Below are 14,917 nucleotides of genomic sequence, written 5' to 3' on the forward strand. Positions count from 1 at the left end.
TTAGTTCCCAAAATTTTTGCCGTTTTACAGCAGTTCTACCGACTGTTGAGCGATAACCCACTCTTCATTGGTAGGAATAACCAGTGCTTTCGCACCAAGCAACTCAGATGTAGCAACAACACCTGCGTTACCAAATCGAGCGTCTTCGTTACCTTTCACATCTTCAACAAAACCTAGCAGTTTAAGGTTGTTTAAGATTTCACGACGAATTGGCATAGAGTTCTCGCCAATACCGCCAGTGAAGATGATGCCGTCAAATGAATCAAGAGCAGCAAGGTAAGACGCAATGTATTTAGACACACGGTATGTAAATACTTGGAATGCTAGAGTTGCACCTTCGTGACCCTCTTCCATCGCTTCCAAAATACCGCGTGCATCGCTTGTTAAGCCAGAAACACCTAAGAAGCCAGAAGCTTTGTTCAAAGAGTTGAACACTTTCTCTTGAGACCAACCTTTCTTAAGAAGGTACTCAATGATGCCTGGGTCAAGGTCACCACAACGTGTGCCCATCATTAGGCCAGACAGTGGCGTGAAGCCCATTGACGTATCAACAGACTCGCCGTTGTTAATTGCACAAACAGAAGCACCGTTACCTAGGTGAACAGAAATGAAACTTGATTCTTCCACTGGCTTATTCAGCATCTTCGCAGCTTCACGGCTTACGAAGTAGTGGCTCGTACCGTGGAACCCGTAACGGCGTACACCGAAATCAGTGTAAAGCTCTTTCGCGATTGCACCAGTGAACGCACGCTGAGGCATTGTTTGGTGGAACGCAGTATCGAATACAGCAAACTGAGGAAGGCTTGGAAACGCTTCAATAGCAGCACGAATACCGATAGCACCAGCCGGGTTGTGTAGTGGAGCAAGGTCAGCAAGTTTTTCGATTTCCGCTGTAACATCTTCAGTAATGCGTACTGTCTGAGTAAATTTCTCGCCACCATGAACAATACGGTGACCCACAGCCACGATGTCTTGAGCTAGACCAAATTCTTCAGTTAAACCTACTAGCTTGCCAATAGCAATCTTGTGATGGCTATCATCGCCTTCGATTGCGATTTCCGTTTTTTCACCGTTGAATTTCCAGCTCATACGAGCGTCTGATAGACCAAAGCATTCGCCCAGACCACTTAGCACAGCATCGCCAGATTGTGAGTCGATGACTGCAAATTTTAGTGATGAGCTACCTGAGTTGATCACCAGTACAAACGAATTAGACATGAAATAGTTTCCTGTTGTGGAGCAAAGGTTGTAATTGCGCATCCGCGCTTCGTACTTCTTGTTTGTGCTCTCTATTATTCAATAATTTTTTAATCTTTCAACTATCTTTTAGTGTTAGTTGCTCGTTTGCGTAAATTTTGTTGATCTATGACAAGTTTAAAATTTATTTGAGCAGTGAAATATATCGAATTCACTCAACTAAAGTGGAATTAGACACTTAAAATCATCAATATATGAGTAAGAAAACAAAAATATTACGAATTTTTTTGAATGAATAGAGTATAGAAGAGCAGAGACAAAAAAGCCGAGCATTTCGCTCGGCTTTCATATTCAACTATTTTTTAATGCAATAGTGTGCAGATATTATGCGTCTTGCGTGCGACGACCACGGCCGTGACCACGTTCACCACGGTGTGCACCACGGTGATCACCACCACGGTTACGATCGAAACGACGCTCGCCACCTTCACGGTTACCTTCGCGGTTGCCACCTTCACGGTTGCCATCGCGGTTACCACGGAAGCCACCTTCGCGACGACCGCCTTCACGACGATCACCACCACGGTTGCCGTTGCCGCCTTCGCGGTTGCCACGGTAACCGCCGCCATCACGACGACCACCATCGCGACGACCACCGTCACGACGACCGCCACCACGAGACTCGCGGAAGTCATCGAAGTCACAAACTACAGCGCCAACTTCTTGTTGACGGATGCGAAGCTTGCTTAGCTTGCTTGCTGCGTCTGAAGTCATTGCTTTTGGTAGCTGAACAAATGTGTGACCTTGAGCTAGTTTAATCGCACCGATAGAGCCTTTACCTAGGCCAAGCTCGTTAGCTAGAGCACCAACGATGTCTTTAACTTGAACACCTTGCTCACGACCAACTTGAAGCTGGTAAGTATCCCAATCTTGTGTATTGAAGCTGCGACCGCCTTCACGACCACCTTCGCGGCGCTCTTTACGACGTTGCTTGTCACGTTCAATCGCTTCAACCATTGGGTCTTCGCCAATGTAGAATAGAGGACGTTTACCTTGCTGACGCTTAAGAAGCATTGCAGCAAGCATCGCTGGGTCGATTTCTAGAGAAGTTTGTAGTTTCTCTACTAGCTCAGCGAATTTGTCTAGTGACTTGTGCTCTTTCTCAGATTCTAACTCTGCTGCTAGCTTGCTTAGACGAGCTTCAGCTACTTGGTCACGTAGAGGAAGTTGGATTTCTTCCATAGATGACTTAGTTACGCGCTCGATAGTGCGAAGCATGCGGATTTGGTTAGTGCGAACTAGAAGAATCGCTTTACCTTTACGTCCAGCACGGCCAGTACGACCGATACGGTGGATGTAAGACTCAACATCGAATGGGATGTCGTAGTTAAATACGTGTGTAATACGTGGAACGTCAAGACCACGTGCAACTACGTCTGTTGCAACTAGGATGTCGATAACACCTTGCTTGATGTGATCAACAGTACGCTCACGTAGAGACTGAGGAATATCACCGTGCAGTGCAGCAGCTTTAAAGCCACGTGCAGATAGCCAATCAGCTAGACGCTCAGTGTCTTGACGAGTACGTACGAATACGATTGACGCGTCAGTTTCTTCAGTTTCAAGAAGACGAGACATCGCTTCATCTTTCTCTACACCCTTCACTACCCAGAACTGTTGTTGAACTTTGTCTACAGTGTGGTTTTTACCAGCAACGTCAACAGTTACAGGATCACGTAGGAAGCGCTCAACAATGTTTTTCAGCATTGGTGGCATAGTTGCAGAGAATAGAACGCGTTGAGCTGATTCAGGAGCGTGCTCCATGATTGCAGTTACATCGTCCACGAAACCCATGTTTAGCATTTCGTCCGCTTCATCAAGTACGAAAGTGCTAACTTCGTCTAGATGTAGACGTTCACGGTTGATAAGGTCTTGAACACGGCCAGGAGTACCTACAACAACGTGTGCACCGTTTTTAAGAGCACGCATTTGATCCACGATAGAAGCACCACCGTAGATTTCTAGAACTTTAAGACCTTTGATATTTTTACCAAGGTTTTTCATTTCAGCCGCAACCTGAATCGCTAGCTCACGAGTTGGAGCAAGAACGATTGCTTGTGGTTTACGTTGATCAAGATCTAGCTTGTTTAGAAGAGGCAGAGAGAATGCTGCCGTTTTACCTGTACCCGTTTGTGCCTTGCCCAGCGCGTCAGCACCTTCCAATAGGTGTGGGATTGCCGCAGCCTGAATTGGAGTTGGTGACACGAAACCCATTCCGTCTAGAGCAGAAAGGATAGAATCATTCAGAGATAAATCACTGAATTGAATAACAGAATCTTGCATTGGGATCCTACTTAATTAAACAAAAAAACAGTCCCATATGCTCTTCCAATTCGATACTGATCCATCCAGATACTAAATCCATTCAGAAAGGAATTAGCACAGTACACAACCGCGATAAGCCATTAGGGACGACTAAGGGAGGCGGATTATTCCTTAAATGCATAAAAAAAGCTAGAAAAAATTGAATTACATCACAATTTATTCTCACTAATGGTAATATTCGCATAAAATTCCACCTACCCCTCCATTCTCCGTAGAGAAAAGCACCACAACGCTGCTCAATTCATCAATAATTCACAGTGAAATTGGGGGCTTTAGGTAGTAATAATAGCTCGCAATGATTATAGTGTGCCCAATTCCATTGGTAAGTTAAGAAAAGATGTTTCAAGATAACCCGCTATTAGCTCAGCTTAAGCAACAAATCCAAGAAAACCTGCCTAAAAAAGAAGGCTCAATCAAAGCAACTGATAAAGGCTTTGGCTTCCTGGAAGTGGACAGCAAAACCAGCTTCTTCATCCCACCTGCGTACATGAAAAAGTGCATTCACGGCGACAAAGTCGTTGCCATCATCCGCACTGAGAACGAACGCGAAGTTGCAGAACCACAAGAATTGATCGAACAATCACTTACTCGCTTTATTGGCCGAGTAAAAATGTTCAAAGGCAAATTAAATGTTGTGCCTGATCATCCGCAGCTGAAAAAGCTTTCTCTAAAAGCGAAATTAAAGAAAGGCTTAAAGCCTGACAATTTCGTTGAAGGCGACTGGGTTGTTGCTCATCTTATTCGTCACCCTCTTAAAGGTGATAACTCATTCTTCGTAGAGATTTCTGAGAAGATTACCGATGCAAACGACAAGATTGCTCCGTGGTGGGTAACGCTCGCACAAAACGATCTGCCAAACTCAGAGCCTGCTGGCATTGAAAATTGGGAATTGAAAGACGATGCGGATCTTGAACGTGTTGATATGACACACGTGCCTTTCGTCACCATTGATGGTGAATCAACCAAAGACATGGACGATGCGCTGTTTGCGAAGAAGACAGAGTCTGGCGACTTTGAACTGACCATCGCAATTGCCGATCCAACTGCATACATTACACCAGAAGACGAAATGGATAAGGTAGCACGTGAACGTGGTTACACTATCTACCTTCCAGGTCGTAACATCCCTATGCTTCCACGTGACCTTGCAGATAACCTATGTTCACTGATTGAAGGTGAAGTACGCCCTGCGATTTGCTGTACTGTGACAGTAAGCAAAAAAGGTGTCGTTGGTGATGACATCAACTTCTTCGCAGCAAACATTAAGTCTCATGCGCGCCTTGCTTATGACAATGTGTCAGATTGGCTAGAAAACGGCAGCTCAGACAAGTGGCAACCATCAGAAGAAATCGCAACCATCGTTCGCGACCTATATGACTTTTCTCTTGCTCGCGCTGATTGGCGAGAAAAGAATGCCGTTATCTTCCCAGATCGCCCAGACTACCGTTTTGAACTAAGCGAAGACAACGACGTTATTGCTATTCACGCGGACATGCGCCGCAGCGCAAACCGTCTTGTAGAAGAATCGATGATCACTGCAAACATCTGTGCTGGCCGTACACTACGTGACAAATTTGAAACGGGCGTGTTCAACACACACGCAGGCTTGAAAGCTGAGAAAATCGAAGAAGTCGTTCAAATGGTAAACCCTGAAGGTACACTTGAATTCACAGCAGAATCAGTTGCGACACTAGAAGGCTTTGCGGCACTTCGTCGTTGGTTGGGCGAACAAGAAACGACTTACCTAGATAACCGTATCCGTAAATTCCAAACGTACAGTGAAGTAGGCAACCAACCACTTCCTCACTACGCAATGGGTCTAGATATCTACGCGACTTGGACTTCACCAATCCGTAAATACGGCGACATGATCAACCACCGCATGCTGAAAGCCGTCATTCTTGGCAAAGAACCGGTTCAAACACCTGATGATGAAGTCGGCGAAGAATTAGCACTGCACCGTAAGCACCACAAAATTGCCGAGCGAAACGTGTCAGATTGGTTATATGCTCGTACTCTTGCAGAAGAGCCAAGTAAGAAAACGTGTTTCACAGGTGAGATTTTCGATATTAATCGTGCTGGTGCACGTGTTCGACTTCTCGAAAATGGCGCAGCGGCCTTTATTCCTGGTAGCTTGATTCTTGATAATAAAGAAAGAATTGAGTGTAACGGTGACAACGGTACCATTTCTATCGATAAAGAAGTGGTATACAAACTTGGTGATACATTGGAAATTGTTCTTTCGGACGTAAACCAAGAAAACCGCAGTTTAGTTGCAAAACCGACCCAGGTATTCGCTGATAAGCCAGCGACACAAACAGAAGAATCTGTGAGTGAATAATACCGGTTAAAGTTTAAAGGCGCTCAACTGAGCGCCTTTTTTATTTGTCATGTAAAAACGATAAGAACGAATATGCCGAACATTGAGATCATTCGCTTTAATCACTTCACTGCTCGCAAAAGTGAACGCTACACCGCCACCCACAACGGCTTATATGTTGTTGAGGAAGGCACCCTTGTTATCAACCAGCCAAGTGGCGAACAATTTGAACTGAAAGCAGGAGATTTCACCCTTTATAATTCAGCGGACTTAAGAAGTGCAGAAGCCAAACCTGGTGGTTTTAAAGCGATTGCCTTGGTCTTTGACATTGGTTTGTTCAGTGAATTCAAATCGGCCCACCCTACGATTACATCAGACACCGACGATCGTCGCTTTTATCCATTTTCAGCTCAAGGCCACCTAGTTATCTCGCAGCTTAAGAGCGCGTTAATTGAATTAGCAGATAACAAAGCGCCACAATACGCTCAAAGCCATATTGCCCTCGCCCTGTTGTCACTGATGGTAGAAGTTCAGCCAGACATCTTATCTATCATTGATGACGCAAGCAGCCTAACCGCGTCCCAGAAGGCGATTAAGTACATTGAAAAGAACATAGAAAAAGACATCACATTAGAAGCGTTAGCAACGCACATGAGTATGTCTATCGCCACACTCAAACGTAGATTGGCAGCGGAGAACCTTTCGTTCTCACATATTTTGAAAGTGAAACGCATCAACCATGCCGCAACCCAACTTCGTGTCTCTCAGAAATCCATCACTCAAATTGCCTTTGAATCTGGATTTAAGAGTGCAGCGCACTTTAGTACCGCGTTTAAATCGATTTACAGCATCACGCCAAAAGAGTTTCGTAGTCAAATCGCAAAGTAATAGGGGTTGAAGATAAGTTAGCCATCAATCCCAAAAACACGCTTGAGGATCGCTTTCCAGTTCGGCGAGAAGCACCTCAAGCGTTTGACTAGTTGGTAACTTCTCGTAAGGTACCCATACCAATTCTTCTTCACGATAGATCGGAACATAAAAGCACCAAAGCTGAGCTTTAGCATCAAATAGGATTTTAGCGATGGGAGATGTGTATTCACTGTGTTGTGAATCAAGTAAGAAGTGCGCGTGATAAAGCTCGACACCGTTCTCTATAGGCTCGTATAAGCACTTCCCTAGCGCTTCTACTGGCAAATTGACATTGCGCCTAGCGCAGAGCGTTTGAACCAACTTGTGCAGGCGACTGGTCGCCATTTGAGACACGGACATGAGCGTACTCCTGATATGTTGTTCTTAGTATATACCCAAGTGCCTGAGAGAGGCAGAAATCACCATCGGGGCATGCGCCCGCTCAAGTGTAGAATAGCATCGCATTTGATGCCGAAAAGCTAACTGCGTCACCTCTTTCACTTCAAATCAGTAAAACCCTCCCATCCGATATTATTGATAGTTATCAACATAAAACGAGAGCAATCGATCATTCGCTATGGATATCAATCTGCATTCACAAAAGTGTAACCTGAACGAAATATGATGAGCGCTGCGATATACCGTATATGGAGTTCAATATGTTACGTTTTACTGTGGCAACTGTATTAGCCATGGCTCTTTCCCTTCCTTCTGCTGTGGCAAAAGAAGTGAATATTTCAGGTTCTACCTCCGTTGCACGAGTAATGGATGTACTTGCAGAAGAATATAATAAAACACACCCTGACGATTATATTGCCGTGCAAGGTATTGGCTCAACCGCTGGTATCACTATGGTAAATAAAGGTGTGGTTGAGATGGGGATGAGCTCTCGCTATTTAACAGAAAGAGAGAAAGGAGAAGACTTAAACGTATTCCCTATCGCTTATGATGGTCTTGCTGTTGTTGTTAACCGAACCAACTCTGTCATCAACCTTTCAGAACAACAACTGTTTGATATCTACAAAGGTAAAATCGATAACTGGAAGCAAGTTGGCGGTACAGACCAACCTATCGCAGTCGTCACGCGTGAAGCCTCTTCCGGTTCTCGTTACAGCTTTGAAAGTCTACTTGGATTGACCAAGATCGTGAACGACCGTCTGGTCTCTGACATCAATCCAAACAACCTTGTCGTCAACAGCAATAGCATGGTGAAAACCATCGTAAACCATAACCCCCACGCGATTGGTTTTATCTCTGTTGGGTCAGTTGATCGCTCAATAAAAGCGATTCAATTCGAAGGCACTGCTCCTACAGCGAGCAACATCGCCAATCACAAATACAAATTAGCTCGCCCATTCTTAGTTCTGTACAAAGTTGATGGATTGGAAAAAGCAGGCAAAGACTTCGTGAAGTTCCTGAAGTCGCAAGAAGGTCAAAAAGCGATTGCAGATTACGGCTACACACCGGTAAAAAGCTTCAATCAGTAAACCGCAGGTACAAAAAAGAGAGCCTAGTTGGGCTCTCTTTTTTGTTTGAATCTTTTTATTCCGATTAGAAGTGCAATTGAATCACAGAAACAACCACCGCTCCAGGTCGACGAATGCCTTCAATTTCTACTTTGATTTCACGCTCAATCTCAAGACCTTTCTTGATTGGTGTGATTTTAGTAAGCGTACTTGATGCACGTACATTGTTACCCGCCTTCACAGGGTACGGGAAACGTACTTGGTTTAAACCCAGGTTCACGACCAACTTTGCTGTTGGGAACATTGGTTTTTCTGGATCAACAGAATCTGTCAACTTCGGCAAAAGTGCCAGCGTCAGGAAACCATGAGCAATCGTAGTTTTAAATGGTGATTCTGTTGAAGCACGTTCTGGATCGGTGTGGATCCATTGCATGTCTTCCGTTACCGAACCAAATTGGTTGATACGTTCTTGAGAAACATGAACCCAATCACCCACGTGGATCACTTCACCAACCTTGTCGCTCAACTCATCGAAAAGCACTTGCGCTTCTGGTTTTAGGACAATTGGATCAGGTTGAGAAATCACTTCCTCATTCACAGCAGGCTGCTGATGATCACGTACTTTAGAAAAAAGAAAGCTGCTTTGTGCTCGACCTAAAAAGTCACCCCAATAATCGCGTAGCGTTGGAGACATCCAATTCATAAACTCTGATTGGTGAGCAGAGATCGCACCAACTTTGTCTTTAAATAGATTCGTGACTTTCATAAAAACCCTTCGATAAATTCAAGCACAACTGGCTATACCAGTTAATTTTGAATTAACTCACACTATGTTGCAAATACTTTCGGGCGAACACATGTATACTCAAAGTCATTTAATTCTTATTTTTCATTAAGATACCAATAAAACACTATTTTATTAAGTAACCACAACATAAAGTAAATACTCTACAATATATCGTAACAATCATCTTTTCTACGGTAATTTGTGATATTCACCTTCTAAAAGTGTGACTATAAAACGCGCAAACAGTTCTTTTAGATGAGATCAATACTTTACAACGTTTTCTACTCACCCTATTATACGTCCCGCAACGGAGAGATGGCTGAGTGGTTGAAAGCACCGGTCTTGAAAACCGGCATACGTTAATAGCGTATCTAGGGTTCAAATCCCTATCTCTCCGCCACTTATTCAGAAAGCTCGCATTTATTGCGAGCTTTCGTCGTTTTAGCTCCTGTAAAATGACCGTATTTCTAAATCCCTAGTCGTGTGCGACCCCAGCACTCCGTCAATATCTATTCTCTTTTCCTCTCGACTAGTTGACTAACCAGTTCCTCATTTATTGTTATTGTTGAAAAGATCTGCATCTCTCCCCTTTCTATCCTAACGTAAGACTTGTTATAACTAGCATTAACACAATAACAATTCATGGAAGACACAATGCCGATTCAATTTCATCAGCTTACTGCCAAAGAAAACACTTCTACTCTCTCTATCGGTGGTTGGCACATTGAAGCCGAGCAATCTTGGGGCATATTCAGTTCTGAGGGCGATATTGGTTCGATGCTTGGTGACTTACTGTGTGGTGAGATTAAACCTGAATCAGGTCAACTCAACATCGAAGGTTGCCATATTGCTCAGGTCTCCCTTTCCGAGCAACAACGATTGTTGGAACTGGAGATAGAAAAGGACGATACCGACTTTCTCGACCGTATTGACCAAGGCAGTTCCGTTTACCAGTTGATTTTTGAAGCCTGCCAAGATGAAGCCTTCACACAGACTCTGATTGAAGATCTCGACTTATCACATTTAGCAGAAAGCGGTTTTCGAGTGCTTTCAACGGGTGAAACACGACGCGTTATGCTTGCCCGAGCGCTAGCTACCAAGCCTGACTTAGTATTGTTAGACAACCCGTTGACTGGTTTGGATGTCGCGCACCGTGCATCATTGGCAACATATCTCCAAACACTCTCTCAATCAGTGCAAATGCTGATCACCTTCTCTCGTGAATCTGACATGCCTGACTGGATAGAACATATTGCGCTGTTCAACGCTGGCAAGCTTGATAGCACCATGGATAAGCAAAGCTGGGACCAGCACCCTATCATTGCGCAGATCAAATCGCAGTCAGAAAAACAAAGCGAAGAGATGATGACGTTGATTCGCCAACACCAACATTCGACGCACTTCGACAATCCAATTTTTGAGCTCAAAAACGGCAAAGTGGAATATACAGAGAAAACCATTTTTACCGACTTAAATTGGCGTATTGATAAGGGCCAACACTGGCAAGTCAAAGGGCCCAACGGCTGTGGTAAAAGTACACTGTTAGGGTTGATATTTGGTGATCATCCTCAGTGTTACAGTAACGATATTCAGATCTTTGGTAAGAAACGCGGTAGTGGCGAGACCATATGGGAAATCAAGCAACACATTGGCATGGTTTCTTCTGCGTTGCACCTTCAATATCGTGTTAATTGCAGTGCACTAGAAGTGATTCTATCAGGTTTCTATGATTCGATTGGCTTGTATTCGCAACCAAGTAAAAAGGAAATAAATATCGCTAAAGACTGGCTTACGATCTTGCACATGGAACAATACGAGAAGACGTCATTCAAGCGATTGGAATATGGTCAACAGCGACTTCTACTTATTGCACGAGCCATTGTAAAGCAGCCTATGTTGCTGATATTGGATGAGCCTTATCAAGGTTTGGATTACCTAGGTCGTGTGTTGGTAAAAAACACACTTGAGTTAATCGCGAAAGAAAATCTAAGCCAGCTCCTGTATGTTTCTCACTATCAAGAGGATGACTTAGGCAGTGTTCAGAACTACCTAGAATTCAAGTTTGACAAGCAAGCCCAGTGCTATAAAGGTTGCATTGAGTAAAGCATTCACTGAGTGGCAACCACTTCCGAATAAGGAAGTGGTTTGGCGTAGAAATAACCTTGGTGTAGCTTCACACCTAACATTTTTAAGTGTGCAGCTTGCTCTCGAGTTTCTACACCTTCCGCGATCAGGTCGACATGCAGATCTTCCGCCAATCGAACGATAGCGTTCAACACCGTTGAATTAACGCTCTCAATCCCGATTGTATCAACAAAACACTTATCAATTTTCAGATAATCGACTTTCATATGTTGCAGTACCGCCAACGCGGTTTGCCCTGTACCAAAGTCATCAATCAACACCTGAATCCCATGCAGCCTCAGCGCCGCAATGTGACTCCTCGCTTCTCCGTCGATCAATTGTCTTTCTGTGATCTCGATACTCATTTCGACGTTGTATTGTTGAAGCTTACGGTGGATAGTCTCGATTTTTCTTATCACATGGGAATTAGCTAGATAACCCGGTGGAACATTGACGCCTAAATGAACAGGCAGTTTGAATTTCGCTTGAGAGAAATCTTCACACGCTCTTTCTAATACAAAGTCAGTCAACATTTCCACTAACCCACTCTCTTCAGCTGCGGGTACAAATTCATCCGGTGAGATAAACCCCCGCTGTTTATGGGGCCAACGAACTAAAGCTTCATAACCAAACGTTTTGCCTGTGCTCGAATCCACTTGAGGTTGGTAATACAATAAAAGCTCACGCTTTTTTATTGCTTTGCGTAGGTCAGAAACTAAGCTGCGTTGAGGATCGATGAAGCGGTTGATAAAGAAAATAAAAAGATAAAAGAGCAATAAGATTGGAACCGCAGAAACCACGTACGAAAAGCGCTTTTGCTCAACGTAAAAGTCGCTGGCTTCCACTAGTGCCTCATAGTCGAACAATTTTGAGTAGCCGAGTGACACCGCATTCTCTCCCTGCATAGACGCATATTTAGGCGCAGAAGCATTACCCACAAACATGGCTGAACGTTTTAAACGAACGTCATTACGGTAGCCAATAGTGGCTCCAAAGTAGTCTCTATCAACAATAGTGACCGCTTTGTATTCAGGTGCATCTTCTTTTGGCGTCACTAGGAATAAGACTTGCTCGCCATAGCCGGTGATATGTCCAAGCGTGAGCTCACCTTTACGATACAACTCAACATAGCTATCCATAGGACGATTCATTGTCCCCAGCTTTGAGGAACAAATAATCTGGCCATCTTTGACAATCAGGGTTTCATCGATATGCCTTTCAAACATTAAATTCTGTTGTATCGCTTCGCAACGTTCTGGATAGATCAAGGCCGTTCGGTTTTCCGTCTCAATTTGAAACAGGATTTCATCCGCAACTTGCAGATTCTTATCAAGAATATGATCGAGATTACGCTGAACACTTTGATGTGCCAAATAGAAAACTTGCGCAACGATCAGAGGCAACGGAAGCAGGTAAATGATGGCTTTTTTCCAAAGCTCTTTATTTATCATCGAGGAATGGTCTCTACTCAATCAAATTTATAAATAAAACACCGATAACGCGTCCCTATCAAACACTTAAGAAACTCTTTCGAAAGTAATCTTCCGAGCTGAATCCATTGATTGAGTATGGGTAATAAGCAATAAAGCCGCAAATATAACAATGAGTTATTGATACATGGCTCATTTGAGAGACAGAGTTTAACAACTTTCTTAATTGTATTGCGATCTGTGAAGGTAAATTCACACAAAAATTGCCAATTCTGCCAATAGGTAAAGATGAAACCTGCTAGAAGAAAAATCATGTCCTTATGCTTGAATGATGGTCGTTCTTAATTAAGGTAAAAATATTAATATGGCTTTTTCTCATTATATGAGAATATCCGCCACCAATTATTTTCCTTTTCTCAGTGTTTAAGAATTATAGTTGTTGCATACCAATTATCACGTTACAACACACTCATGACGACAAACAAAGCCAACGCTAATCAGGTAAACGAAAAGGCGCTGCAATTGCTCATGCAAGTCGCAGTCAGTCCATTCCCAGTCTCTGCGAAAACGCTCAGTGAACAACTGGCCGTACCTTTGAGTAGTCTTTATCGACATTTAAAGCTGCTTAAAGAGTGGAATTTGATTGAAGAAAGCGTACACGACAAGACATTTGTAGTCGGCCCAGCCGCTTTGCTGCTAATGCACAGCTATGAAACCGCACAACATGGCTTAGACATGGTAGAAACCATTTTGGCTCGCTTGGTTCAACAAACCGGTGAAATGGCGGCTTATATGGTGCCTTCTGGTTACCGCGCGCTTTGCGTCAGACAAAAAGAGAGTATGCAGGCGCTTCGATGCAGCTACGTCCAGGGTCAAAGTCAACCATTGCTTCGTGGCGCCTCATCTAAGGTGATGCTGGCTTTTATGCCCCAAAGCCGATGCGAAAAAATCCTGCGTCATTTTGGTCAGGACCATCGTCTCAGCGAGTGGGAACAAGAGCTCAGCACCATACGTAAGAACGGATACGCTGTTAGTACATCAGAAATTGATCCTGGTGTTTCTGGCATCAGCGCACCAGTCATGAAAGGAAGTAAATTGATTGGCGCAGTCTCGGTAATGGCTCCGGCTCACCGAGTCGAAAAGGATAAGCAGCGTATCATTTTGCATGTGTTGCAGGCAGCGAGGGCGTTGCCGCCAGAAAGGTAATTCATCATGTTAGGCTTTTTCAAACGCTATAAACTTCATCGAGCTCAGAAACCCGTCCATCACTACCCTTTTTCTTTCATGACGGTTTGTGAGCATTTAGCCCCGATGAGCAGTGGCGCTTTTGATTTAGCTGATCAAAGTTTAGAGAACGCCAGTGACTGGCTTTACCAGCAACATGATCAAGGTTCGGCTGCGAACTTAGGACACTTTTCTCATCACCAAATCGAGAGTGGCGACTTTCAAGAGGCGTTAAGTTTGTCTCTTTCACGCCACTCAATACCCGTGGTGCTTTCGAATTGTACCGAAGCGATTCTATCGATGTTGCCCGTTGTGGTTTGCGATAACGATGAAATTGGCATCATCAATATTGGACACCGAATTAATCTCAAGCCAACCTTGGAGCCTCGCCTTGGCTCAGCTTTTCACTTTGCATTATCTCGCTATCGAAACGTACGCTTGTTTTTTGCTGGTGCAAATGAGCAAGAGACCAAGCAAGAAACGTGGGACTACGCCGAAGACCAAGGGTGCGATTGGGTTACCGATCGTGAATTTTCCTTTCGCTACCGCAATCATCTCAAGCAACAAGTGGGAAGTTACCTAGACCATTGCGACCAAATCGTTATATCGATTGACCTGGCATCACTAGTAACAAAGAACAATCTGGATGGAACACCTGCGTTAGATATGCAAATGGTACTTCGCACGATTCGTTTATGTTTGGTATCCGGGAAGGTGAAAGCCGTTCACCTCGTTGGTGATAGAGATCGCCTTGTGTATTCCAAGCAAACGAAAGCCATTCTCGAAGAGCTATATCAAATGGCACCGTTGATCGACCACGCGGCATAGCTCTTACTTCTACCCATGAGCCATCATAAAATGTTGTCTCATGGGATTACTATCGCATATAGCCCTTTCTTATTATTTATTAACAATTTAATACGCAAAAAGTGCGACGCATACCCACCCAAACTATTGAACTAAGATCACATTCACGTTCTAATAGACACGATATGAACTTGGTATGACATACGAATAAAAAACAACCAAAGTTCAATAACTAAGCGGTCATATTACAACTAAAAATCAAACCGCA

Annotated in this window: 11 protein-coding genes and 1 tRNA gene; 7 read left to right on the plus strand and 5 right to left on the minus strand. The window is 43.9% G+C overall.

Going from position 1 to position 14,917, the window contains the following annotated elements; translation table 11 throughout:
- Nucleotides 1-24 precede the first annotated feature (24 nt).
- Both C1S74_RS23510 and C1S74_RS23515 read right to left on the minus strand, forming a co-directional pair.
- Nucleotides 25-1,218: an acetate/propionate family kinase gene (locus C1S74_RS23510; RefSeq protein ID WP_045402575.1), complete on the minus strand. Its 1,194-nt coding sequence runs from the start codon at nt 1,216-1,218 to the stop codon at nt 25-27.
- Between the two features lie 363 nt (nt 1,219-1,581).
- On the minus strand, nt 1,582-3,540 hold the full coding sequence (locus C1S74_RS23515; RefSeq protein ID WP_045402578.1) for a DEAD/DEAH box helicase: 1,959 nt from the start codon (nt 3,538-3,540) through the stop codon (nt 1,582-1,584).
- 379 nt (nt 3,541-3,919) lie between these two features.
- On the opposite strand from C1S74_RS23515, the gene rnb reads away from it, so the two are divergent.
- Nucleotides 3,920-5,923, plus strand: a complete 2,004-nt coding sequence (gene rnb / locus C1S74_RS23520; RefSeq protein ID WP_045402580.1) for an exoribonuclease II — start codon at nt 3,920-3,922, stop codon at nt 5,921-5,923.
- Between the two features lie 72 nt (nt 5,924-5,995).
- Nucleotides 5,996-6,790, plus strand: coding sequence for a helix-turn-helix transcriptional regulator (locus C1S74_RS23525; RefSeq protein WP_038877240.1), 795 nt, complete (start codon nt 5,996-5,998; stop codon nt 6,788-6,790).
- A gap of 24 nt (nt 6,791-6,814) precedes the next feature.
- Here C1S74_RS23525 and C1S74_RS23530 read toward each other — a convergent pair whose 3' ends face one another.
- Nucleotides 6,815-7,171 carry a DUF3024 domain-containing protein gene (locus C1S74_RS23530; RefSeq protein ID WP_045402583.1) on the minus strand — a complete coding sequence of 119 codons (357 nt, stop codon included), beginning with the start codon at nt 7,169-7,171 and terminating at the stop codon, nt 6,815-6,817.
- A 299-nt stretch (nt 7,172-7,470) separates the two neighbouring features.
- Between C1S74_RS23530 and C1S74_RS23535 the strand changes: the two genes are divergently transcribed.
- Nucleotides 7,471-8,298 (plus strand): phosphate ABC transporter substrate-binding protein, encoded by an 828-nt coding sequence (locus C1S74_RS23535; RefSeq protein WP_045402586.1) that lies wholly within the window; start codon nt 7,471-7,473, stop codon nt 8,296-8,298.
- Nucleotides 8,299-8,362: 64 nt separating this feature from the next.
- Here the strand turns inward: C1S74_RS23535 and C1S74_RS23540 are convergent, their stop codons facing one another.
- Nucleotides 8,363-9,043, minus strand: a complete 681-nt coding sequence (locus C1S74_RS23540) for a MaoC family dehydratase (RefSeq protein WP_038866605.1) — start codon at nt 9,041-9,043, stop codon at nt 8,363-8,365.
- 330 nt (nt 9,044-9,373) lie between these two features.
- On the opposite strand from C1S74_RS23540, the gene C1S74_RS23545 reads away from it, so the two are divergent.
- Both C1S74_RS23545 and modF read left to right on the plus strand, forming a co-directional pair.
- Nucleotides 9,374-9,464 (plus strand) — tRNA-Ser (locus C1S74_RS23545).
- A gap of 254 nt (nt 9,465-9,718) precedes the next feature.
- Entirely contained in the window at nt 9,719-11,167 is a 1,449-nt protein-coding gene (modF, locus tag C1S74_RS23550; RefSeq protein ID WP_045398247.1) for a molybdate ABC transporter ATP-binding protein ModF, read from the plus strand.
- 5 nt (nt 11,168-11,172) lie between these two features.
- Here modF and C1S74_RS23555 read toward each other — a convergent pair whose 3' ends face one another.
- Nucleotides 11,173-12,639, minus strand: coding sequence for an EAL domain-containing protein (locus C1S74_RS23555; protein ID WP_045398250.1), 1,467 nt, complete (start codon nt 12,637-12,639; stop codon nt 11,173-11,175).
- 450 nt (nt 12,640-13,089) lie between these two features.
- On the opposite strand from C1S74_RS23555, the gene C1S74_RS23560 reads away from it, so the two are divergent.
- On the plus strand, nt 13,090-13,824 hold the full coding sequence (locus tag C1S74_RS23560; RefSeq protein ID WP_038869667.1) for an IclR family transcriptional regulator: 735 nt from the start codon (nt 13,090-13,092) through the stop codon (nt 13,822-13,824).
- Nucleotides 13,825-13,830: 6 nt separating this feature from the next.
- The gene (locus C1S74_RS23565) at nt 13,831-14,670 is read left to right on the plus strand and encodes an arginase (RefSeq protein WP_045398253.1); all 840 of its coding nucleotides are present in this window, start codon (nt 13,831-13,833) and stop codon (nt 14,668-14,670) included.
- Nucleotides 14,671-14,917 lie beyond the last annotated feature (247 nt).

The organism is Vibrio hyugaensis (assembly GCF_002906655.1).
Taxonomy (GTDB): Bacteria; Pseudomonadota; Gammaproteobacteria; order Enterobacterales; family Vibrionaceae; genus Vibrio; species Vibrio hyugaensis.

What these genes read in the sequence shown, in the direction of transcription:
- C1S74_RS23555 (WP_045398250.1), bottom strand. Translation starts at nt 12,639, where the DNA reads ATGATAAATAAAGAGCTTTGGAAAAAAGCCATCATTTACCTGCTTCCG.
- rnb (WP_045402580.1), top strand. Translation starts at nt 3,920, where the DNA reads ATGTTTCAAGATAACCCGCTATTAGCTCAGCTTAAGCAACAAATCCAA.
- C1S74_RS23510 (WP_045402575.1), bottom strand. Translation starts at nt 1,218, where the DNA reads ATGTCTAATTCGTTTGTACTGGTGATCAACTCAGGTAGCTCATCACTA.
- C1S74_RS23535 (WP_045402586.1), top strand. Translation starts at nt 7,471, where the DNA reads ATGTTACGTTTTACTGTGGCAACTGTATTAGCCATGGCTCTTTCCCTT.
- C1S74_RS23525 (WP_038877240.1), top strand. Translation starts at nt 5,996, where the DNA reads ATGCCGAACATTGAGATCATTCGCTTTAATCACTTCACTGCTCGCAAA.
- C1S74_RS23565 (WP_045398253.1), top strand. Translation starts at nt 13,831, where the DNA reads ATGTTAGGCTTTTTCAAACGCTATAAACTTCATCGAGCTCAGAAACCC.
- C1S74_RS23560 (WP_038869667.1), top strand. Translation starts at nt 13,090, where the DNA reads ATGACGACAAACAAAGCCAACGCTAATCAGGTAAACGAAAAGGCGCTG.
- C1S74_RS23540 (WP_038866605.1), bottom strand. Translation starts at nt 9,043, where the DNA reads ATGAAAGTCACGAATCTATTTAAAGACAAAGTTGGTGCGATCTCTGCT.
- C1S74_RS23515 (WP_045402578.1), bottom strand. Translation starts at nt 3,540, where the DNA reads ATGCAAGATTCTGTTATTCAATTCAGTGATTTATCTCTGAATGATTCT.
- modF (WP_045398247.1), top strand. Translation starts at nt 9,719, where the DNA reads ATGCCGATTCAATTTCATCAGCTTACTGCCAAAGAAAACACTTCTACT.
- C1S74_RS23530 (WP_045402583.1), bottom strand. Translation starts at nt 7,171, where the DNA reads ATGTCCGTGTCTCAAATGGCGACCAGTCGCCTGCACAAGTTGGTTCAA.